The following is a 20,563-nucleotide window of genomic DNA, read 5'->3' as shown; positions in this document are numbered from 1 at the left end:
TCAGAAGATGGGCGGTCCTTTGGTGACCACTCGATCCGACAACAGAGGAACAATCTGCCCGAGCACGATGTCCTTCACGTGAGGTGTGGAGAAGTGGTGATCGAAGTCAGCTGCTTCCTGGTACCTCTCGACGATGAAGAAGACACTTTCATCGTCGGCCGATCGATGCGGTTCGTACGAGATGCAACCAGGCTCTTTCAGAGTCTCTTCCCGTACCTGCCGCAGCAGCTCCAGGAGCCGGTCAGTGTGCCCATCGGTGACGGTGTATCGAGCAACAACCGTGAAGGTCACGTTTCCTCCCTTTCCGGAGACGATGCACGGCCGTTCGATCAGTGCCTGAGGCCGGCAGCACGCATTAGGGGCATGACCTTCTCGTTGAAGTACTCGAGTTCCTCGGCGTAGTCCAGGAATCCGATCAAGGCGCCGTCCATTCCGGCATCGGAGAGCCGCTGGAACTGCTCGACAACCTGTTCGGGCGTGCCGACCAGGTTGATTCCACCCCAGCCTGCGATGAACCGCTCCTGCATCCTCTCGATCTGCGCGTTCGACGACTGGCTCTCGATCCCGAGAACGCTCATGATGTTGCGCGCGCCCGGCCAGTCCCCCTGGTCAAGGATCTTCTGGTGCGCCGCCTTGGCTTCCGCTTCGGTGTCGCGGCACACCACCAGCGCCATGGTCATCACCTGGATGTCGCGCTGGTACCTGTTCTTCGCGCGGGCTTTGATCATGTCGGAGTACTCCTTCATGCTCTCGCGGGTGTCGAGAGCGGTGAAGTTGACGTCGACATGCTTGGCGTTGAACTCCAGTGCGGCGCGTGACGTGCCGGCGTTGAGCAGTACGGGGCGGGGCTTCGACAGTGGCTTCGGGTATGCCTCGACGCCCTTGGACTGGAAATACTTACCGTCGAAGTCGAATGAGCCATCCTTGGTCCACAACTCTTCGGCGAACTCGACCCACTCGCTACCGAACGCGTACCTGTCGTCGTGTTCCAGCTGCTTCTTGCCGAACATCTCCATTTCCGGGGTGAACCAGCCCATGACCAAGTTGATGCCGTAACGGCCGTTGGAGATGTGGTCGATGGTGGTGGCCATCTTGGCCGCCGCGATGGGATGCACGGTCGGCAGGTGACACGTGGTAAAGACGTGGATGTTCTCCGTGGCCTCTGCAAGGCCAGCCGCCCACGTAAAGGTCTCGTAGCACACGCCGTTGAAGTTCGTCTCGCCACCGAAGCCTCGCCACCGCGCGATGGGAACGATCGCTTCGAAGCCACTCCTGTCGGCGAGCTGAGCGATTCTCTTCTGCTGCTCCCAGGTGACGCGGAAGGATGTGGGGGCGTGGCTGTTGACGATGCCGCCGCTGCAGTTGAATGCGAAAACCCCGAGCTTGAACTTCTGGTCGTTCATCATGGGTGTCGTGGCGACATCAACTTCTCCGACGCCGAAGGTGTCCTGCTGATGCACGGGCATGGTCACGGAATTACTCCGGTCACGTAGTGATGAGTACCAGCCGAAACGGCTGGGCTACCTGGCTGTCACAAGGTAGCCATCTGCGGCCGCTATCACTATCCGAAAAATAACGCCGATGTCCGTCCGCCAGAGACCCGATCTAGCGGTACAGGCACATCTGGTTCAGTCGTAAAGCCTTCGTTGGAGAACGCAGTGCGGACACAGAACGCGGTGCCCGGTGTACCCAGGGACCGAACCGACATGATCTCTTCTGTGCTGGTCTGAGCACAGCGTCGGAGTGGTCCTGCGGTGCGGCGGCACAGGCTCGGCCGGCAAGATCGCCCCCGGAGACGGGAGCTGCACGACCCGTCCTGTTGAGCACTGCGTAGCGGAGGACGAACCCGACGCTGCGCCCGCTACCTGGCGAAGGTGGCAGGGGTCAACCTCACAACCTCACCATTGAGCGTATTACAGTCATACACTCAGCCTCGATGAAGGGAGGCGCTCGTGGGTGGACAGCGGGTTCACACGTCCGCAACGCCTCGGCCACCGCCCTGCGTGAACTCGCCCGGCGCCAGACGAGCCAGAAGCCGAAGCCGCTACTTCCTCACACAGCTGACCGGCACCCAGCCGCCCCGGCCCCGCGCCCCCGCCCCCTGCTGCATATGGGGACCCTAGCGGAGTTTCGCATTCCGGTTGCGCAGCCTCGGCGTCCTGTCCGCCGAAGGCTGCGACGCCCCTCAGCGCGTCCGGGCTGAGCCCTGCCCGGGGCGGTTTAGAGGGAGGCGGCCAACACCTCTGCCCTAATACGGATTCGCTCCAGAGGGCTCAGAGCATCCCTGTCGCGCCTCCCTGGTGCGGCCGCGCAGTCCCACGCTGGCCTCGCTCGATGTCAATCCTTGACGGGATCCATCCCGGTCTCTTGACATTGCCTGTGACGGTATTACGGTCATATGGCCTGCCGGGGGTCGAAAGCTCGTCCAGAGCCTCCGGCTGCCCACCCACTCCGTTTGAAGCGGCGCCTGCCCCTGACCCCCGTGACCCAAGAGCCGTCGTCCGGCCTTGACGCCGCGGAATGACGCATCACGGAGAGGCAGCGGACGCACCCGGCGAAGCCCTCGGCGCATCCGTCCGCGAACCGACATGTACACAGCACGAAGGTGAAGGGAGATGGTCCGCAATGACACGGATCAGAGGCGCAGTCCTCGAACGGGTGGGTGACGCCGAGCCGTGGTCGAAGTCGACCCCGATCACGGTGGACGTGCTCGAACTCGACGAGCCCGGACCGGGCGAGGTCGAGGTCCGCATGGAGGCGGCGGGCGTCTGCCACTCGGACCTTTCCCGCGTCAACGGCAACCGTGAGGTCGTCGTGCCGATGCTGCTCGGCCACGAGGGCAGCGGCACCGTCGTGCGCTGCGGGCCCGACACGGACGGCGTCGCGATCGGTGACCGCGTCGTCATGACCTTCCTCCCGATCTGCGGTACCTGCGAGGCGTGCACCAGCCCGGGATGGGCCCTGTGCTCGCGCGGGAGCGCCGCCAACGCGCGCGGTGAAATGCTGGGCGGCGGGCGACGGCTGCGCTGGCGCGGCGGGCGCATCGACCATCACGGCGGCGTGTCGGCGTTCGCGACCCGCGCCATCGTCGACGTCGCCTCGCTCGTGGTCGTTCCGCCCGAGGTGCCGGCCGACGTCGCCGCCGTGCTCGGATGCGCGGTGCTGACCGGCGGCGGCGCGGTGCTCAACGCCGGCGGACTGAAGCCCGGGGAGTCGGTCGCGGTAGTCGGTCTGGGCGGTGTCGGATTCGCCGCCATGATGGTCGCCGCCAGCGTCGAGCCGTCAGCGGTCCTCGCGGTCGATGTCCTGCCTGCAAAGCTCACCCGGGCCGGGGGTTTCGGTGCGACGCGCTCGCTCACCCCGCAGGACGCGGTCGCCGCCGACGCACGATACGACCTCGTCGTCGAGTGCACCGGCAACGTACGCGCGCTGGAGACGGCGATCGCCCTGACCCGTCCGGGCGGCCGGACCGTCACGGTCGGCCTGCCGCACCCTTCGACGCAGCTGACCATCTCGCCGCTCTCCCTCGTCACCGAGGCGCGCTCACTGATCGGCTCGTACCTCGGCTCCGGCGACCCCGCCGAGGACATCAGGCGCTATGCCGCGCTGTACCTCGAAGGCCGGCTGCCGCTGGACAAGCTGATCACGGGCCACATTGCCCTTACCGACATCAACAGGGCGATGGACGACCTCCACGCGGGATCGGTCCTGCGCCAGATCATCGACCTCGCGAAGGAGCAAGAGCCGGCATGAGTGCACAAGGACAGGTCGTCATCGTCACCGGTGCGGGCAGCGGCATCGGCCGCGCTACCGCGCTACGGTTCGCCGAGCGCGGCTGGACGGTCGTCGCAGCCGACCTCGACGAGGGCGCGGCCGCCCGGACCGTCGCCGAGCTGAAAACGCCCGGCAAGGCGGCGTCTGTGGACGTCAGCGACAGTGCCCGGGTCGCGGCGCTGATCAGCACCGTGGTGCAGTCTTTCGGCAGGATCGACGTCCTGGTCAACAACGCCGGCTTCGGGTTCCGGGGCACCGTCGAGACCATCGAGGAAGCCGACTGGGACCGTGTGATGACGGTCAACGCCAAGGGTGTCTTCCTGTGCTCGAAGTACGCCATCCCCGAGCTCGCCAAGACCGGCGGCCGCATCGTCAACGTCGCCTCGTACACGGCGGCCCAGGGCATCGCCGACCGCGCCGCCTACGTGGCGTCGAAGGGGGCCATCGCGTCCCTGACCCGGGCCATGGCGGTGGACCACATCGGCCAGGGCATTCGGGTGAACGCCGTGGCGCCCGGCACCGTCAACTCGCCTTACTTCGCCAAGATGCTCGCCGAGTCGCCGGACCCGGAGAGCCTGCGGGCCTCGCTCGACGGCCGTGCTCCTGTCGGCCGGATGGCGGAGCCCGAGGAGATCGCGGACGCCATCGTCTGGTTGGCGTCCGAAGAGTCCGGGTTCGTGGTGGGCAGCGTGCTCACCGTCGACGGTGGTACCTCCATCTGGGGCCGCTGACCTCGACCGTGCCCGTCGAGTCGTCCGGGCTTGGCAGGCGCCTTGATCGCACGGACAACAAACACAGAAGACTGCCAGGGGAGAACGCCATGATGGGCATCGACGCCCAGCAGGTCGCACGATTCCAGGTCATCGCCGACTACCGGCTGCGGGAAGGCACCGAGGAAGTGGTGCTCGGACACCTCGCACGCCTCGCCGCGGCAAGCCGGACCGAACCGGCCAACATCAGCTACGAGTTCTTCCGCGACGCGGAAGATCCGGCCCACGTGGTCGTCCTGGAGCGGTACGTGGACGCCGCCGGCTTCGACGCCCACCTGAAGTCCGAGCACTTCGAGACCATTGGCAAGACCGAGATCATTCCGCGGCTCGCAGCCCGCACCGTACGGGTCTACGCGGGCACGGGAGAACGCCCGTGACCGGCGCGGCCACCCGCACAGCGCGAACCTCCAAGAACACTCCACCCCCGTCCCCGCCACGGACTTTGAGGACGTGAACCATGCCGGACAACATCAAGCTGCAGATCCTGCCGACCGGCACCATGCACGCCGACCTCACCTGGCTGCTCCTGGACCCTTCCAGGGTGATGGCGTCGCGCGCGGAGAAGAACAGACCCGCGCAGTGGGTCGGCGTGCCCACGCACTGCGTGTTCATCGACCACCCCGAGGGCAAGCTGCTCTGGGACGCCGGTGTGCCCCGCGACTGGGAGACCCGCTGGGCCCCGACAGGCCTGCAGGAGTACTTCCCCGTCGATGAGGTCACCGAGGACCAGTGGCTGGACTCGCGGCTGGAGCAACTCGGCTACGAGCCCCACGACATCGATCATCTCGTCCTGTCCCACCTGCACTTCGACCACGCCGGCCAGGCCGACCTGTGGAACGACGCTCCACGCACGAGGGTCATCTGCAGCAAGGACGAGTACGAAGGCGCCTTCGGCTTCGAGGGGTACAACCTCGGCGCCCACGTGAAGAACGACTATGCGGGACTGAACTTCGAGACGGTCGAGGGCGACACCGAGATCCTGCCCGGGGTCACCCTGCTGCAGACCCCCGGCCACACCTGGGGCACCATGTCCCTGCAGGTCGACCTCCCCGACAGCGGCACCATGATCTTCACGTCGGACGCCGTCTACCGCTCCGAGAACTACGGCCCCCCGTCGGTCGGTGCCGGAGTCGTGTACGACAGCCGAAAGTGGTTCGCCTCGGTGGAGAAGATCCGCAGCATCGCCGAGCGGACCAACGCCACTGTGGTGTTCGGGCACGACGAGGAGCAGATCACCCAGCTCAAGGTCACCCCCGCCTTCTACTCCTGATGACACACCGCCGGGGGCGGGCATCGCCTGCCCCCGGCCCAAGGACGGTCACCATGCGAATCTACGACTACGCCTGCGCGTGCGGCACCCGCTTCGAGGCGATGGTCAGCGGCCCCGACGCGCCCCCGCCCCCATGCGCCGCCTGCGGCCGGCCGACCAGGCGCCTGCCCTCCGCAGGCGCTGCCCTGCTCGGCCAGGCGCGGCTGCCCGCAACCGCCGACGCCGCGCCCAAGTCCTGGGACGGGACCCACCAGGGCAACACCGAGTACATCGCGCACTGGCGCCGCACCCTCGACGCACGCGCGGCGCTGGAGGAACGCCACCCGGAACTGGCCAAGAAACGCTCACCCGTCGTTGCTCACGAAGGCCCTTACCACGCCGCCCCGTTGACGGCGGACGAGCTGGCGTCGGGCACGATCAATCCGCGCCGCCACGCGCACCCGCACCCCCATCCGCACCCACGCCAGCTTCCGGCGGGGCAGAACCCGGGAGAGTGATCTCCGCGCCCCTCGGCGCCTGGTCCAGCAAGGCCCGGACATCCGCGCCGTCACGGGCCGTGGTGTGGCGGCCAGCGCTGTGCAGGCCTCCGTCATCGTTGCGGTCACGACGTCGTCGAGCTGTGATCTAGGCGGCCAGCGGGAGACGGGACACGCGGACGCTCATGCCCACGGCAGCGCTTGCCCAGCGCGGCGCGACCTCTTCGATGACCTGCACATACACCTATACGGTTGGCCCGCCGCCCGCATATCAGGCCGGGCACGGGAGGGAGAAGAGACTGGACTGGTACAGCGTGCGGAACACCCCCCGCGGAAGGCGCTCGGCGGCCTCGTGCTCCGTGTTGTCGGGTGTAGGAAGGAACCAGCGAGGCACTCCTCGCTTCCAGTACCGGGCACCGATGGAGGCTGCGCGAACGCTGTGCCGGACGTCGCGGGCGAGGATTTGTAGGACATCTGCGGATAGTTCGGCTGCTTTCTGGGCCGCTAGAGCTGCCGCTTCCGCCAAGACGCGGCGCACACGAAAGTCTCCGCCACGCGCCAACTGCAGGATCGTCTACCGGTGCTGAGAGGGATGACGCATGCAGAGGACCGCGCCCGCCTGGCAAACACCGACGTAACTGTATGCGACAAGGATGGCGAGACCAATCCGCGACTTAACGTCGTGCGGGAGTTGAGACAGCGTCATGGCTGCATCATGAAGGATCTCGGTGTCCTGTTCGGAGAGCAGACTGATTGCCTGGTCGCGTACCCAGACGTGGTCCTCGGGGTCAGTGGCGGACACCTCAGCCAGCCGTAGCCCCTTTCCGCGGAGCGACGCCGAACCGCCGGAGAACTTGAACGAGCTGAGCGGGTGGGGACTACTGGTCACTCGTCCGTCGAGGTGGCTTCCATCCCGCCTTCCTAGTGCATACTCCATGGCCAGTAGGAACGTGCGCCGTTGTACTTCGACCGGGAGGTCGACGACCAGGTTGCGGGCACCGGTGATGGCGTCCTGCCGTGCCAGAGCAATCTCGCGGGGGTCGGCCGCGATGTCCATGAGCCTTTCAAGGCACGTCTGACACGCATCGATGTGGAGGCTGCCAACCAAGTGCGAGTCTTCCACCAGCCGCGTGCCGGGTCGGCGCGGCCTTGGTCCCCGAAGCTGCGAAATCGATCAAGCCCTACAACTCGTGGTACTCGGCGTGCGGGGTGGTTGCTGGGAGCGGTGCGCTGGGTTGAGTTCCGCAATTGCCGTAGCACTTGAAGCCGCAGGATGTGTGTCGATCCAGGACAATCCGCCTAGGTCGAGTCGGCAGCGTGCACGCGTGACGGCGACGTATGCGAGGCGGGCGTCAGTGTCGTTGACGGGTTCCGGGATGGGACGGCCCTCGGCGTCTTGTTGGTCGGTGTCCTTGGGAGGTGGAAAGTCGTCGCCGATCCGGACGGTTGCCCATTCACGTCCCTTGGCCTTATGAGCTGTAGACACGGTCACGTCGGCATGGTCCTCGTCGGTGAGTTCGTCGACTGCGGCCAGGATGGCGTCGGGACCGTGCGTATCAACGAGGTCTACAAAGGGCTGGAGATCGCCTCCTGCCGGATCGTAGGTTGCATAGTCCTGTACTTCGCCCCAGGAGGCGAAGAGGACGAGTTCGGGGTGGCTGGTGCGGCGTCCTTCCTTGAGGTCGCGAGCGGCGAGCGCCAGCGAGGCGAGCGTGTGCCCTCCGCGTGCCAGCGCGACGCGGCTCCCCTCGGAGAGGAGGCGCATGACTTCGGCCATGGCGCCGATGTTGGTGCGGCACAGCACTGCATCCGGGTTGGCCACGTCTCCGACCTCGGTGGGAATGGTCTCGCTTCCGGTCAGGCGGATGGGTGCCTGCGCGAGTTCGAGCCAGCGGTTGGCTTGTTCGGCGAGGAGAGGGCCGAAGCGGAAGGAGCGAGTCAGAGTGAGAGCGGCGGCGTCGAAGTCGGTCATCACATCGCGGGCGCCGCGCCATCCGTAGATGGCTTGGGCCGAGTCGCCGACCATGACAAGTTGGGCGTGGTCTCGCTGGGCGTTGAAAACGTGTTCTAGAACAGGGTTGGTGTCCTGGGCTTCATCGAGGAAGAGGAAGTCCGCTTCGATCTTGGGTTGGGTCAGGGCCCACATCTTCAGGTAGTGGTCGTGTTCGAAGCGGACCTCGCCCTGGTCGAACATGTGCAGGTCGGCCCATGCCTTGGCTGCAAACGGTAGTACTTCGTCAACGAGTTGGGCGTGCTCGGCCCGCGTTGTCAGGCGGCGAAGGTGCGGCACATGCTGTTGGGCCAGAGCACGGTCTGCGGAGTAGCAGAAGCGTTTCACGGCGCGTAGCACCGTGTGGGAGAGCGTCTTGTGGCTGATCTCGTGATCGCCGATGCGGATGGGCCGGGTGATACCGAGCGCTTGGCCGGTCTTCCAGGCAGGCTGGCGAGGGCCGTTGAGTCGGCCGGCATAGCGGTGGCCGAGTGCTGCGTACGCCGTTGCGTGGGCGGTCTTGCACATCACCGTTCGGGGGAAACGATCAGCGGCGACGCGAGCGATGTCCTTGTTGAAAGCGAGGTAGCGACCGCGTCGTTTTGTGCTGGCGGCGAGCATCGCGAGGGTGGTGGTCTTGCCGGTACCCGCCCCCGCCTGCAGAACAAGGTGGTGCCCTGCTCGGAAGGTGTCGGAGGCTTGGACCTGCTCGTCGGTCGGGATGGGCACAAAGGGCTCCTCAAGAAGGGGTGGAGCAGGACTGACTGCGGCCGCTGGGCAGACGGTTGTCATGACTGAGGAAGGTGCTCGCTGCACAGGCCAGGAGTTCTTCCGGGGAGTGCAGGGCCAACATCCCCTCGAACTGAGTCACCAGCCGGCGGACGCGATCTTCTTTGTGCTGGGCAACAGCGTCGGTCACGCTCTGCCTCAAGAAGTCCCGGGGCCGTTGGCCGCAGGCTTCCGCAGCCCGGCCGAGGGTGGCGCGGGCGTGGTGACTGAGAGCGAGGTTCAGCAGGACACAGCCCTCTCTGTCTGGGTAATGGGTAGTCAGGACATCAATGGGCAATACGGCATCGAGTCGACGCCGAAGCGTTCGCAGCGCACGCCCTGGAGTCTTTGCGCGTTGCAGAGTCAGCAGTCGGGTGCAGTCGTTGTTTCTGGCCAGAGCCACGACACGACGAGCACGACGCAGTTCACAGTCGGTGGCAGGCCGGGTCAGGGTGATCTCAATCGCGTGGTGCGCTGTCACGGTCGTGTCGCCTTCCTGTTCCGACTACCAGGCGCTTGGCGTCGGGAGCCGGGCGTGGATGTGTTCGTGGTGGATGAGGGGATCGAAGGACTCCCACTCGGTCACCACCACGTCTGCAGCTGTGGGAATTGCGGCGTGTTCGGGGCAGCGTTGAGCCCTCCAACGCAACTGCTCGGCATAAGGCAGGCCAGTGAGCGCGTAGACGGCCATGACTGTTCCAGCCAGAGAAAGCTGACCGTGCCTTGTGGGGACGGGCACGAGGGTCCAGACGCCTGCCTGAGTCTCGGCTGTGAGCAGAGGACTTGTGCAGCGGCGGCGGCGACGGGTCTGGGCGACGCACTGGATCTCGTCCACCGGGCGGTTGGCGAGATAGCGGATGTACAAGGAGTTGGACGACGGGGCGGGTCGGCCGACAGGTAGCCATCGGCGGGGCTGCAGTGTTCGGCCGGGTGGGTGGGTGGAGGAACGAATGCACCGCTGTCGATCAGGCGGCGGGTGTTGACTGCCAGAGCGCGGCGCAGTCCTGCCAATTCGGGTACAGCCGGAAGATCGTGACGGGCAGGGCACAGCCTGGCGTGGGGCAGGCGGCACCACCCGCTGCCGTCGCCCGACGGATGAGCGACGCCGCAGCTGACGTGCCATTGGCAGGTGGCGGGCACCCTCTCGGCCGGCAGCTCGTGAGGGTGCAGGCGGATGGGCCGCGCGTTGGTGCGGTGATACCACTCGATGCGGTTGCCGCAGTCCCGGCAGCGGTCACTCTGACCGCATCGCAAGAGACGACTGGCGCTGTCGTTGCTGACGCGTAGGGAACGCCTCGCACGGACATGGACGCGGCTGCCATCCCAGCGCTGCGGAGAAGGGGGTGTGGAGTGCATGCGAGCGAATCTGTCAGTCGACACGCCGCCCAGCCGTCGCCAGTACCGTGCGTGTCCCCCGAAGTGCCGCATCTGGTGAGACTGGTTTTCGAGGATGCGATCGTGCGTTCACGTGGAGTCACCCGTTCGAGCGTTGGTGAACTTCGACCTGAAAGCGGTCAGTCGTCGGGTTGCTCGGGAGGCTCGTGTCCGTTGCACAGGGTGGCGAAGAGGCCGTCGACAGGGGTGCTCAGGGCGTGCGCGAGGGCGTGCCAGGATTTCAGAGTCCCGATCGTGCGGCCTTGCTCAATCTCGATAAGAGTCCGTCTGGCGAGCCCACTACGGGCGGCGAGCTCGTCATAGCTCCATCCTCGGGCCGCCCGCAGGCGCGCAAGCTCCAGGCGGAGCGCCTCGAAGTCCGGATCGGGCGGAAAGATCGTCACCCGACCATCCGACGGGGCAGACCCCTGCCCTGTCAGTGCAGACCTCTGCCCTATTTCTCCAGGTCGCAGCGCGGGCGCGAGGGCAGAGGTCTGCACTACCGTGTGCGGCCGCCGCTCTCTTGAGCAGACAACGAGCGCGGAAGCAGGATTGGGAGGAGCGCGCGCCCTATGAGGCTTTGCACAACACGCTCGGCAGCGCGGCGTGCCTGGACTGTTGAGCTGCGGCCAGGTTCTGGCGGACCGCAGCTTGTGTGTCAGCAGTGCGACCACCGGGGCGTGCTGCTCGCCGACGTATCCGCGCGCTCCGCAGCGCTCGAGCATCTGGCCGGACATGCCCGGAACGACGCCCTGCCGTCATACATGCGCACCTGCGAGTGCCACGAGCGAGGGTGCCGTTGGCATCCCCGTCACCGCGGCTGTGCCGGCCCCGTCCGTCTGCTCCTCGCCCGCGAGCGGGGAGGACGGCTCTGGCGTCTTGCTGACGCCTGTACGGCCTGCGCGTCGGTGACGGCGCAGGCCGCCGTGGTTCCGGAAACATTCCTGCACGTGGCCGTGGCAGCGTCAGGCAGAGCCTCGCGGCGTCGGCAACGACGATCCAGAGGGCCGGGCGACCAGATTCGCGTGCGGGAGATGCTCAGCTACTTGGCCGCGGCCCTCCCGAGCCACACGGGGGCCGCAACCCGACTGCTGGCCGTGCAGTGTGCACTGCGCATGGACTCCAAGGGGGAGGTCCGGCTGCCGACTGGGGTCCTACGCAGTCTTCGCCTTGGCCCCAATCCGCTCCCGTGGCGTGAACTGGAGCAGGCCCGATGGCTCCGCAGAAGGCCAGCTGCCCCGGGTTCTGCCGACAGGATGGCAGGCGCCCACATCCTCGACGGCGTGTTGTTTACTCAGAGCCCCGCACGTCCAGACCGCAGGAGCGCTGCCGACTGGGCGCTGCGTATGGGGCGAGGTGGCTGTGGAGACGTCGGCGACCCGTCTCTGCGGCTGACCGTCCTCTGCCTTGCGGCGCACACCGACTTCTCGACGGGTCGCGGGTGCGCCGACATGGACCGGATCGCGCGTGAGTGTGGACTCGTTCCTGATGCTCTGGTCCCCGTGCTCGACCGATTGGCAACCTTCCTGACCTCCTGGAGCATGGCCCCCGCTTCAGGAGATCTGCACTGGGAGCTATCGGCCAAGGGCAATGAGAAGCAGCGGGCAGCCAGCCGATCTGACGCTGTCGCGGATCCCGAGAGCTGAGGCGACCGGCCTGGGAGTCAACCCGTTACCTCCCAGCACACCGGTCGCCGACTCGCGGAGATCGGCGCCCTCGACTCTCCCCAGCCCAGGCTGACCAACCACATCGACCGCCCCAGCGACGCGCACCATCGCACCGACGGCAGGCGGCCGCAAGAAAGGGCGCACAGACCTCCACACCGGCGTCATGATCAGCGCCTCTGACGTCCCGCACCAGGCGCCCTACACCGCGGGCGCTGTCCCTAATCTCTCAGGACATCACCTCGCCACAGATAAGCCCGAACGGACGATCAGCGTCTACACACGGGAGGAGAGGTTTCAACTAGCCGATCGGCCTCGACGGGCGTTCGCACCGCTCATATTCATGCGCCAGGTCAGCATGCTCCTGCTGACTCCGTATGCGAGCATCGCGGTCTCAGGACTCATCCCCTTCCTGGCGATGGACCAGGCCGCTTCGTTTGTGATGAGGAGATTTCCCGCCAGCCAATCCGCTTCCCCTTCGATCTCACCGTCCCAGTGCCGACAACCGAGAAGGTCAAGCGCCGGACCGGGTGGATGCATCAGGAGAGCATGGGCGATCTCATGATCGGCTGAGCTGTTTTGACGTCCCGGATCATGGGAGTCGTTCACCCAGATCTCGCGGCGTGGCCCTGCGTGCACAGTGAGGGCGCTCAGGGATTCCCGCTCGGTCGTGAGGAGTCGCTCGATGCGAGCGTCATGCGCGATTGCCGAGCTGAAGGTCTTGATCGGGATCGCCAAGTGTTCAGCGAGTTGCGCAGGCGCAAGTGGTGCGGCGGGGTGGAGCCCCAACTCCCTCCGCATCTGCACCGCCAAGCGGTTGGCTTCAGCCTTGAAGCCATGACGCAACGACATAGGGAGCTCCCCTACTCCGGCTGATCGGTCACCAACTGGTTGTAGGCGACGGTGATCAGAGCTTCGAGGGCTTCTGCGGCCTCAGGAGTGAGGTTGCGATCGCCCCGCAGATGCGTAGCCACTTTGGTCAACGTGTCTTGACTGCGCGGTTCGTCGGTCCGGCGAACAAAATCATCTGCGCTCAGATTGGCCCATGTGACGAGGGCCGCGAGCCCATCCACGTCGGGCCGCCGCCCCTGAGCCAACCTCGTCAGCGTCGAAGCACTGACACCCGCCTGCTGGGCCACGTCCTTCCAGAGAAGGCCGCGCTCCTGACGCGTGCGATCCAGGGCTGTGTGAAACGCGACCGCGTCAAACCGTCCTGCTGCAATCCGCTCGTTCACGATCTCCTCCTCTCTCGCGCATGGTTACACATCAGGTACCACTTGCGAAAGTCGAAGCATCTCCTCTAACCTCCTGATTGCAAGATCGGTATTGATGTCGATCTTGCAATCGACTGAGCGTCGATGACGAAGGGTGATGGGCACATGGCTACGAACACTGGCAAGGGTTTCCGTCGCGGCAGCGTCTCCCGGCGGAGTCAGATCCTCAATCCCCGGACCGCCACGTGGACAAAGCGAGGTGAGAACGGCCGCTTCATGGACGGGAAAACGGACGGCACTCCGTTCAAGGGTGTCCGCCGCGAGAAGTAGGAACGTCTCGCGCTGGTGGGAGGCCGAAGTCTCGTCTCCCTCCAGCGCAAGGAGGTATCAATGGTTCGAAAAGAGACCCTTGCGCAGCTCCTCGACGAAGGACGCCGCAAGATCCAGGTGACCGACGAGGAACTCGCTGAGGCCAAGCGCCGCCGCCTGCTCCTGGCCGCGTCCGCGCGCCGGGCCTTCCCCGGCTCCACCACCTACTACAACGGGAGCGTCGCGCACGGCGACGCCAACACCCCCCTGACCGACGTCGACCTCGGCGTCGTCCTCACCAAGAAGGACGCCGAGCCGTACGGCCCCGGTAAGAAGAGCGCCCTGGACCTCATGGAGATGGTCCGCGAGGTGATCCATGAGGACCTCGATGACGAGTTCGACAATCTCACCATCGAGGTAGAAGGCCGGCGCCGCGCCGTGCTCGTACGCTTCGGCGACCCGGTCACGCCGGGGCAGATCGACTTCACCGCGGACGTGATGACCGCGCTCCCGCACCCCTCGGGTCGTGGGCTGTACATCCCGAACACGAAGATCACGGACCAGTGGGACCGCGCCGACCCGATCACCCACACCCGGATGGTGCTCCAGGCGATTGAGGACACCAGGGTGGTCTTCGCTCGAACGGTCCGGCTTTTGAAGCACTGGAACTGCACGCACAGCAAGCCGATGTGCTCCTGGAACATCAAGGCCCTCTGCCTGGGGTGCCTCGAGGAGCCCATGCCGCTGATCAACGCGCTGCAGATCTTCTTCACTTATGCGGCGGACGAGATCGACAAGGGTCAGACGCCCGACCCGGCTGGGGTGGCCGGCCCGATCCCGCTCAACATGCCGCGCCGGGATGTGCACAAGCGGCTGCACACCGCCAAAAAGTACATCGACCTCGCGATCGACCATGAGAAGGCCGGGCGCCCGCTCAGCGCGCAACACGCGCTGCACCAGGTACTCCCGGAGCTCGTGCCGGACGCGGACGGCACCCCGGAGGAGGCCGCGCGCCTCGCCCGGACCGTCCTCGCGGGCGGTACGGCTGCCTCAGGACTGGGGCTCGCCACCCGGCTGGGCACGTCAACCCGGCCCCGGGCCTGGGGAGACTGACCGCCATGCCCCTTTGGTACGGGGTCCAGCCGTCATGGTGGGCCCCGCTCGAACGGGACGCCCGGCAACACTTCGGCGACGCGCTCCAACACACCTACGACCAAGGGTCGTTGACGTACGAACTCGCCGGCCTCGACGTCATAGGCGAACCCGACCCCATCGACGTCCGGATCCGCTTCCACTCGAACCCGCCCTACCCCCTCTACGGCCAGCGGCCCGAGGACTTCCCCCGCGTGCACGCCAAGCCCGGAGTCCCGTCAAAGCACCGATACAGGTTCGACGACGCCCTCTGCCTCTGGTACCCGCTCGACCCGGAAGAGCGACGCTGGACGAGTTCGAAAGGGCTACTGGACCTCATCGAGATAGTCCGCACACACTTGTTCCTCGAAAACTACTGGCGGCTCACCGGCGGTGAGCAGGGCGGCCAGTGGCTCGTAGAGGATGCGCCTCACGGCATGCCGGAGGGTGGTGCGTGGCGGTCATCGCGGCGGCACAAGCGACGGACGGCGGCTGGACCTGGGCCCAGACCGCCGCATTGATCGTCCCCTTCATCGCCCTCTTCGGCGCCTTCGTGACGTACGCCCTCAACCAACGGGCCGTACGCAAAGAACGTCGGGCCAGGACCTTCGCGGAAGCCCTGACAGCGGTCGAGGAGTACCTGGAAATGCCGTACCGCATACGACGACGCCCCAAATCCTCCTCCACCGTACGACAACAGCTCACCGACGAGGTCAGCGGCCTTCTGGCCCGGCTGGCATTCCACCAGGCATGGCTCCAGATCGAGGCATCGGCGGTCGCGGGCCCCTACGCGACGCTTGTGGCCACGGCCAGGGCGGAGGCCGGGGCACAGATGAGCCTCGCCTGGGATCAGCCGCCGATCACCACGGACAGCGGCATGAACCTCGGGGTGCCGTATCCGCGGGACCGATCAAATGCCGCTCGAGCCGAGTGCATTGAAGTGATGCGCCGTCACCTTTGAGAATGTCGTGATCTTGGTGCCAACTATCCCTCTTTTGTGCCAACTAAAAATCCTCGTCACACACGCTCAGCGCCGTACTCGGGGCATTCCCAGGCCGATCCACGAGATGATCTCGCGCTGGATCTCGTTGTTGCCGCCGCCGAAGGTGAAGATGACGGCCGAGCGGTAGCCGCGTTCGAGTTCGCCGTGGAGGACCGCGCCGGCCGAGCCCTCCTTGAGTGCGCCCGCGGCGGCGACGATCTCCATGAGCCAGGCGTACGCGTCCCGGCGGGCCTCGGAGCCGTAGACCTTGACGGCGGAGGCGTCCTGGGGGGTGAGGGTGCCGTCCTGGAGGGCGCTGACCATGCGCCAGTTGAGGAGTCGAAGGGCGTCGAGCTTGGTGTGGGTCTGGGCGAGGCGGCGGCGGACCCAGGGCAGGTCGACGACGCGGCGGCCGTCGACGAGTTTGGTCTCCATGGCCCAGCGCTGCACGTTGTGCAGGGAGCGGATGGCCATCGTGCCGTGGGCGGCGAGGGTGACGCGTTCGTGGTTGAGCTGGTTGGTGATCAGCCGCCAGCCCTTGTTCTCCTCGCCGACGCGGCGGGAGACGGGGACGCGGATGTCCTCGTAGTAGCTGGCGGTGGTGTCGTGGGAGGCGAGGGTGTTGATGAGGGTGCAGGAGTAGCCGGGTTCCGTGGTCGGGACGAGGAGCATGGTGATGCCCTTGTGGGGCGGCGCGTCGGGGTCGGTGCGGGTCGCCAGCCACACCCAGTCGGCCGTGTCGCCGTTGGTCGTCCAGATCTTCTGGCCGTTGACGACGTACTCGTCGCCGTCCCGGACCGCGCGGGTCTTCAGGGAGGCCAGGTCCGTGCCGGCGTCCGGCTCGCTGTAGCCGATGGCGAAGTCGATCTCGCCGGAGAGGACGCGCGGCAGGAAGTACGACTTCTGCTCCTCGGTGCCGTACTGCATGATCGTCGGCCCGACGGTGTTGAGCGCCATCAGCGGCAGGGGGACGCCGGCCTGGGCGGCCTCGTCGAAGAAGACGAACTGTTCGATGGCGGTCAGACCGCGTCCGCCGTACTCCTCGGGCCAGCCCACGCCGAGCCAGCCGTCACCGCCGAGGCGGCGGATGGTCTCCCGGTAGAACCGCTTCTGGGCGGCCGGGTCGGCATGGCGGGTGTAGGCGCCGTCCGGGACCAACTCGGCGAAGTAGGCGCGCAGTTCGGTGCGCAGCCGCTGCTGCTCGGGCGTGTATTCGAGGTGCACGGCGCCTCCAGGCTCCCCAGGGCCTACCTGACGGCGCACACGCTAGAACGTGTTCCAGTAATTGGGAACAGGCGAGGGCGACCCCCTTTTCACGGCACGGGGAGCGGCGCGGCGGCTCAGCGGAGGACGGCGAGGAAGTCCGTGCAGGCCTGGGCGCACTCGCGGCAGGTCTTGGCGCCGTCCTCGGCGCCGGGGGTGTCGTCGAAGACGCGGGCGCACTCCAGGGCGACGGTCCGGCACCACTCCACCTGGAGCCGGATGGCGCCCTCGTCGAGGCTGGTCTGTTCGGAGAGCACCCTGCACGTGGCGTCGCACACCTCCGCGCACATGATGCCCTTGCGTCGCATCTTCTCCTGACCCTCGGGGCCGCCGGGATCGGCGAGGCTCGCCCGCAGCGCGCAGGCACGCGCACATTCGGTACAGGCCTGCGCACAGGCGAAGCGGTCCTCGAGGAACCGGATGAGTTCCTGGTGGGATGTCGTCGTCGAGGTCACCACGGGCGGGTAGCCGGAGCCGCCCCCGCCAAACACCGGCGCCCGCCCCGCGCCCGGTTCGCGGGATTCCGTTTCCCCCGATGCCGGGTGGGGCACCCGTCCGCTCCCGGGCCGCCCCTGCGGAACGGGGCCGGTTCACTCGACATATTGGGGGTATTCATCCCTTATGAACATGGAATGGACTGATATAGCCGCAGAACGCAGCGTCCTGGGCGGTATCGCCCCGTTCCTGGCAGGCGTCGTGGTGGTGGCCATGCTGATCGGCGCACTCTGGCTGGGCGCCCGCGTACGCGCCCGCGAGCCGCGCCGCCCGCGCCCCGACGAGCAGCCCCGGATCCCGGAGGGGGGCCCTGTCCATGAGGAGCGGCTGCTCCGCGAACCGGACGAGATCCCCCAGAGCGACCGCCGACTGACACCGTACGAGGTGCACGGCAACCAGGGGACCCGGCCGAGCCCGGACAAGAAGCGACCGCGCTGGGGCAAGAACAGCAGCGGTGGGTTCGGCAGCGGCGGCCTCGGCGCCCACTGACACCGGCAGCCTTTCGGGCGCTCCCCCTGCCGCGCGCAGGGGGAGCGCCCGCAGCTGCGCCCGGCCGCGGGGCTACAACGGCCGGTGCCCCGCGTCGAGCGGGAGGCCCGTGTAGTTCTCGGCGAGTTCGGCAGCCGCGTGGCGCGAGGTGGCGACGCGGTCGAGCTGCGAGAGCTGGAGCCGGGTCTCGAACGGCGACTGCCCAGGGTCGGCGTGGAGGGTCGTGGTCATGAAGTACGAGAAGTGCTCGGCCCGCCAGACCCGGCGCAGACAGGTGTCGGAGTACGCGTCGAGCAGGTCGGTCGAGCCGGTCTCCTTGAGCCGGGCGAAGGCGCGGGCCAGCACGATGACGTCGGTGGCGGCCAGGTTGAGGCCCTTGGCGCCGGTGGGCGGCACGATGTGGGCGGCGTCCCCGGCCAGGAAGAGCCGGCCGTGACGCATCGGCTCGGTGACGTGGCTGCGCATCGGCAGGACCGCCTTGGACGTGACGGGCCCCCGCTTGAGCCGCCAGCCCGGGTTGGCGGTCAGCGCGAACCGGGCGTCCAGCTCGTCCCAGATCTGTTCGTCGGACCAGTCGGCCGGGTCGGTGCCGTTCGGGACCTGGAGGTAGAGGCGGCTCACGGACGGGGACCGCATGCTCGCCAGGGCGAAGCCGCGTTCGGAGTGGGCGTAGATCAGCTCCTCGTAGACGGGCGGGGCGTCGGCGAGGATGCCCAGCCAGGAGTAGGGGTACGTCCGCTCGTACGAGGTCCGCACCCCCTCGGGGACCGCGTCCCGGGCCACGCCGTGGAAACCGTCGCAGCCGACCACGTAGTCGCAGGTCAGCGTCTGCACGCGGCCCTCGTGGGTGTACCGGATCACGGGCCGGTCGGTGTCGGCGCCCTCCACCGCGTGCACCTCCGCCTCGAACAGCAACGGTCCGCCGTCGGTGAGCTGGAGGGCGATGAGGTCCTTGACCACCTCGGTCTGGGCGTAGACCCAGACGCGGCGGCCGCCGGTCAGCTCGGGGAAGTCGACGCGGTGGGCCCGGCCGTCGAAGCGCAGCTCGATGCCGTCGTGGGGAATACCCTCGGCGTCCAGCCGTGCGCCCGCCCCGGCGGAGCGCAGCACGTCGACGGTGGCCTGCTCCAGGATTCCGGCACGCTGACGCTGCTCGACATAGGTGCGGTCCTTGCGTTCCAGGACCACACTGTCGATTCCCGCGTTGTGCAGCAGGCGGGCCAGCAACAGCCCCGCGGGGCCGCCGCCGATGATGCCGACGGTGGTGTGCATTGAGTACTCCTCGTCGTTGAGGACGAGCCGCGTCCCGTCCCCCGGGCGCCGACCTTGTTCGTCTAGTGAAATTCAGTTCACTTTCTGGGGTCGAGTCTGCGCCCGACCCGTCCACCTGTCAACGGTCACCCTCCCCCATCGGCCGGTCCAGGAAGTGGAAGCCGGGGCGCGGATGCATCAGGAAGTCGTGGTGCGAGATGTTCCAGGCGTACGCGCCCGCGAGGGCGAAGGCCACCCGGTCCCCCGCGCGCAGCCCGGGGGCGTGGGCGTCCCGGGCGAGCAGGTCCTTCGGTGTGCACAGCTGGCCGGCGAGGCTGACGTACTCCCCCTCGGCCTCCGGGCGCGGCCAGGGGTACGGCCACTCCTCCACCGCCAGCACCGAGCACGGCTGGTCGTGCCCCTTGGTCGCCGGGGTGCGCAGATGGTGGGTGCCGCCGCGGACCACGGCGAACTCCCCGCCGTGGCTGCGCTTCACGTCCAGCACCTCGGTGGCGTACCAGCCGCAGTACGCGGTGAGCGCGCGGCCGGGTTCGACACGCAGCGTCAGTTCCGGGTGGGCGTCGGCGAGTTGGGCCAGGCCCGCGCCGTACGTCTGCCAGTCGAAGCGGCTCTCGGGGCGCGTGTAGTCGACGGCCATGCCGCCGCCCACGTTCACCTCGGAGATCGGTACGCCCAGGCCCGTGGCCCATTCCACGATCGACCGGGCCACGGAGAGTTGTTCGGGTGCGTCCAGTCCGCTGGCCAAGTGGGCGTGGACGCCGAGCAGTTCGAGGTGCGGGTGGGTGCCGTCCGTGAGAGGGCGGAGCACGTCCGGGGCCCGTGCGGGATCGAGGCCGAAGGGGGTGGGGCGGCCGCCCATCGCGAGGGAGCTGCCCGCGAGCGAGCCGTCCGCCACCGCGAGGTTGAAGCGGAGCAGCACCCCGACCCGCTCGGCAGGCGCCGCCCGGCGGGCCAGCTCGGCGAGCACGCGCAGGTCGTGCTCGCTCTCGACGTGGAAGCGTCGGACTCCCCGCTCCAGGGCGGCCCGGATCTCGTCGGGGGTCTTGCCGGGCCCGCCGAAGGCCAGCGGGCGGCCCGGCACCGCCTCGGCGACGTGGGCGAGTTCGCCGCCGGAGGAGACCTCGTAGCCGTCGACGTACGGGCCGAGCGCGGCGAGGATCTCCGGCTCCGGGTTGGCCTTGGCCGCGTAGTACAGCTCTACCCGCTCGGGGAGCATCTCGCGCTGTCCGATCCCGGTTGATGCTTGACAGTTCGATCCCAGCTGATGGTTGACGGTGGCCGTGATCGGCTTTTCTGTGCGCGTCGTTGCGGTGCGTGTGGGG

General features: G+C 67.4%; 21 protein-coding genes. 9 read left to right on the top strand and 12 right to left on the bottom strand.

Annotation, left to right across the window (positions count from 1 at the left end; translation table 11 throughout):
- Both HW837_RS22345 and HW837_RS22340 read right to left on the bottom strand, forming a co-directional pair.
- On the bottom strand, positions 1 to 291 hold the full coding sequence (locus HW837_RS22345) for a putative quinol monooxygenase (RefSeq protein WP_193380132.1): 291 nt from the start codon (positions 289 to 291) through the stop codon (positions 1 to 3).
- 38 nt (positions 292 to 329) lie between these two features.
- Entirely contained in the window at positions 330 to 1,466 is a 1,137-nt protein-coding gene (locus HW837_RS22340) for an LLM class flavin-dependent oxidoreductase (RefSeq protein ID WP_196789225.1), read from the bottom strand.
- A 1,159-nt stretch (positions 1,467 to 2,625) separates the two neighbouring features.
- Here HW837_RS22340 and HW837_RS22335 point away from each other — a divergent pair.
- From HW837_RS22335 to HW837_RS22315, 5 genes are all read left to right on the top strand, one after another.
- Positions 2,626 to 3,753, top strand: coding sequence for an alcohol dehydrogenase catalytic domain-containing protein (locus tag HW837_RS22335; RefSeq protein ID WP_193380130.1), 1,128 nt, complete (start codon positions 2,626 to 2,628; stop codon positions 3,751 to 3,753).
- Positions 3,750 to 4,505, top strand: a complete 756-nt coding sequence (locus HW837_RS22330; RefSeq protein ID WP_193380129.1) for an SDR family oxidoreductase — start codon at positions 3,750 to 3,752, stop codon at positions 4,503 to 4,505. Before HW837_RS22335 ends, HW837_RS22330 begins: the two co-directional genes overlap by 4 nt.
- A gap of 89 nt (positions 4,506 to 4,594) precedes the next feature.
- Positions 4,595 to 4,921: a putative quinol monooxygenase gene (locus HW837_RS22325; RefSeq protein WP_193380128.1), complete on the top strand. Its 327-nt coding sequence runs from the start codon at positions 4,595 to 4,597 to the stop codon at positions 4,919 to 4,921.
- An 80-nt stretch (positions 4,922 to 5,001) separates the two neighbouring features.
- The gene (locus HW837_RS22320; RefSeq protein WP_193380127.1) at positions 5,002 to 5,814 is read left to right on the top strand and encodes an N-acyl homoserine lactonase family protein; all 813 of its coding nucleotides are present in this window, start codon (positions 5,002 to 5,004) and stop codon (positions 5,812 to 5,814) included.
- A 53-nt stretch (positions 5,815 to 5,867) separates the two neighbouring features.
- The gene (locus tag HW837_RS22315; protein ID WP_193380126.1) at positions 5,868 to 6,311 is read left to right on the top strand and encodes an FmdB family zinc ribbon protein; all 444 of its coding nucleotides are present in this window, start codon (positions 5,868 to 5,870) and stop codon (positions 6,309 to 6,311) included.
- A 553-nt stretch (positions 6,312 to 6,864) separates the two neighbouring features.
- Here the strand turns inward: HW837_RS22315 and HW837_RS22310 are convergent.
- The 6 genes from HW837_RS22310 to HW837_RS22290 all read right to left on the bottom strand — a co-directional run bounded on the left by HW837_RS22310 (position 6,865) and on the right by HW837_RS22290 (position 13,321).
- Positions 6,865 to 7,398, bottom strand: coding sequence for a hypothetical protein (locus HW837_RS22310; RefSeq protein ID WP_193380125.1), 534 nt, complete (start codon positions 7,396 to 7,398; stop codon positions 6,865 to 6,867).
- A gap of 66 nt (positions 7,399 to 7,464) precedes the next feature.
- Positions 7,465 to 9,009, bottom strand: a complete 1,545-nt coding sequence (locus tag HW837_RS22305; RefSeq protein ID WP_193380124.1) for a UvrD-helicase domain-containing protein — start codon at positions 9,007 to 9,009, stop codon at positions 7,465 to 7,467.
- A 621-nt stretch (positions 9,010 to 9,630) separates the two neighbouring features.
- Positions 9,631 to 10,404 carry a DUF6083 domain-containing protein gene (locus HW837_RS48790; RefSeq protein WP_237270297.1) on the bottom strand — a complete coding sequence of 258 codons (774 nt, stop codon included), beginning with the start codon at positions 10,402 to 10,404 and terminating at the stop codon, positions 9,631 to 9,633.
- A 158-nt stretch (positions 10,405 to 10,562) separates the two neighbouring features.
- Positions 10,563 to 10,826 (bottom strand): helix-turn-helix transcriptional regulator, encoded by a 264-nt coding sequence (locus HW837_RS22300; RefSeq protein WP_193380123.1) that lies wholly within the window; start codon positions 10,824 to 10,826, stop codon positions 10,563 to 10,565.
- A gap of 1,557 nt (positions 10,827 to 12,383) precedes the next feature.
- Positions 12,384 to 12,938 carry an ImmA/IrrE family metallo-endopeptidase gene (locus tag HW837_RS22295; protein ID WP_193380122.1) on the bottom strand — a complete coding sequence of 185 codons (555 nt, stop codon included), beginning with the start codon at positions 12,936 to 12,938 and terminating at the stop codon, positions 12,384 to 12,386.
- Between the two features lie 11 nt (positions 12,939 to 12,949).
- Positions 12,950 to 13,321, bottom strand: a complete 372-nt coding sequence (locus HW837_RS22290) for a helix-turn-helix domain-containing protein (protein WP_240512534.1) — start codon at positions 13,319 to 13,321, stop codon at positions 12,950 to 12,952.
- Positions 13,322 to 13,690: 369 nt separating this feature from the next.
- On the opposite strand from HW837_RS22290, the gene HW837_RS22285 reads away from it, so the two are divergent.
- The 3 genes from HW837_RS22285 (at position 13,691) to HW837_RS22275 (ending at position 15,701) form a co-directional block, all read left to right on the top strand.
- Positions 13,691 to 14,722, top strand: a complete 1,032-nt coding sequence (locus HW837_RS22285; protein WP_193380121.1) for a type 2 periplasmic-binding domain-containing protein — start codon at positions 13,691 to 13,693, stop codon at positions 14,720 to 14,722.
- Positions 14,723 to 14,832: 110 nt separating this feature from the next.
- A complete protein-coding gene (locus tag HW837_RS22280) occupies positions 14,833 to 15,261 on the top strand; it encodes a hypothetical protein (RefSeq protein WP_193380266.1) in 429 nt (142 codons plus the stop codon).
- Positions 15,195 to 15,701, top strand: a complete 507-nt coding sequence (locus HW837_RS22275) for a hypothetical protein (protein ID WP_237270295.1) — start codon at positions 15,195 to 15,197, stop codon at positions 15,699 to 15,701. Before HW837_RS22280 ends, HW837_RS22275 begins: the two co-directional genes overlap by 67 nt.
- A 66-nt stretch (positions 15,702 to 15,767) precedes the next feature.
- On the opposite strand, the gene HW837_RS22270 is transcribed toward HW837_RS22275, so the two are convergent.
- The gene (locus tag HW837_RS22270) at positions 15,768 to 16,946 is read right to left on the bottom strand and encodes an acyl-CoA dehydrogenase family protein (protein ID WP_045555693.1); all 1,179 of its coding nucleotides are present in this window, start codon (positions 16,944 to 16,946) and stop codon (positions 15,768 to 15,770) included.
- 116 nt (positions 16,947 to 17,062) lie between these two features.
- Positions 17,063 to 17,440 (bottom strand): four-helix bundle copper-binding protein, encoded by a 378-nt coding sequence (locus HW837_RS22265; RefSeq protein WP_045555871.1) that lies wholly within the window; start codon positions 17,438 to 17,440, stop codon positions 17,063 to 17,065.
- A gap of 166 nt (positions 17,441 to 17,606) precedes the next feature.
- Between HW837_RS22265 and HW837_RS22260 the strand changes: the two genes are divergently transcribed.
- Positions 17,607 to 17,969: a DUF6479 family protein gene (locus tag HW837_RS22260; protein WP_045555694.1), complete on the top strand. Its 363-nt coding sequence runs from the start codon at positions 17,607 to 17,609 to the stop codon at positions 17,967 to 17,969.
- A gap of 72 nt (positions 17,970 to 18,041) precedes the next feature.
- Here HW837_RS22260 and HW837_RS22255 read toward each other — a convergent pair whose 3' ends face one another.
- Positions 18,042 to 19,241, bottom strand: coding sequence for a 4-hydroxybenzoate 3-monooxygenase (locus HW837_RS22255; RefSeq protein WP_045555695.1), 1,200 nt, complete (start codon positions 19,239 to 19,241; stop codon positions 18,042 to 18,044).
- Positions 19,242 to 19,359: 118 nt separating this feature from the next.
- Positions 19,360 to 20,502: a type III PLP-dependent enzyme gene (locus HW837_RS22250; protein ID WP_237270315.1), complete on the bottom strand. Its 1,143-nt coding sequence runs from the start codon at positions 20,500 to 20,502 to the stop codon at positions 19,360 to 19,362.
- Positions 20,503 to 20,563: the final 61 nt, after the last annotated feature.

It is taken from the genome of Streptomyces caniscabiei, from assembly GCF_014930365.1.
In the GTDB taxonomy this organism is placed as follows: domain Bacteria; phylum Actinomycetota; class Actinomycetes; order Streptomycetales; family Streptomycetaceae; genus Streptomyces; species Streptomyces caniscabiei.
The sequence above is the reverse complement of the archived record's forward strand: the minus strand, read 5'-3'. Positions and strand labels throughout refer to the sequence as shown.

Coding starts and splice junctions, on each gene's coding strand:
- HW837_RS22335 (WP_193380130.1), top strand. CDS start 2,626: ATGACACGGATCAGAGGCGCAGTCCTCGAACGGGTGGGTGACGCCGAG.
- HW837_RS22255 (WP_045555695.1), bottom strand. CDS start 19,241: ATGCACACCACCGTCGGCATCATCGGCGGCGGCCCCGCGGGGCTGTTG.
- HW837_RS22315 (WP_193380126.1), top strand. CDS start 5,868: ATGCGAATCTACGACTACGCCTGCGCGTGCGGCACCCGCTTCGAGGCG.
- HW837_RS48790 (WP_237270297.1), bottom strand. CDS start 10,404: ATGCACTCCACACCCCCTTCTCCGCAGCGCTGGGATGGCAGCCGCGTC.
- HW837_RS22320 (WP_193380127.1), top strand. CDS start 5,002: ATGCCGGACAACATCAAGCTGCAGATCCTGCCGACCGGCACCATGCAC.
- HW837_RS22340 (WP_196789225.1), bottom strand. CDS start 1,466: ATGCCCGTGCATCAGCAGGACACCTTCGGCGTCGGAGAAGTTGATGTC.
- HW837_RS22260 (WP_045555694.1), top strand. CDS start 17,607: ATGAACATGGAATGGACTGATATAGCCGCAGAACGCAGCGTCCTGGGC.
- HW837_RS22330 (WP_193380129.1), top strand. CDS start 3,750: ATGAGTGCACAAGGACAGGTCGTCATCGTCACCGGTGCGGGCAGCGGC.
- HW837_RS22325 (WP_193380128.1), top strand. CDS start 4,595: ATGATGGGCATCGACGCCCAGCAGGTCGCACGATTCCAGGTCATCGCC.
- HW837_RS22285 (WP_193380121.1), top strand. CDS start 13,691: ATGGTTCGAAAAGAGACCCTTGCGCAGCTCCTCGACGAAGGACGCCGC.
- HW837_RS22295 (WP_193380122.1), bottom strand. CDS start 12,938: ATGTCGTTGCGTCATGGCTTCAAGGCTGAAGCCAACCGCTTGGCGGTG.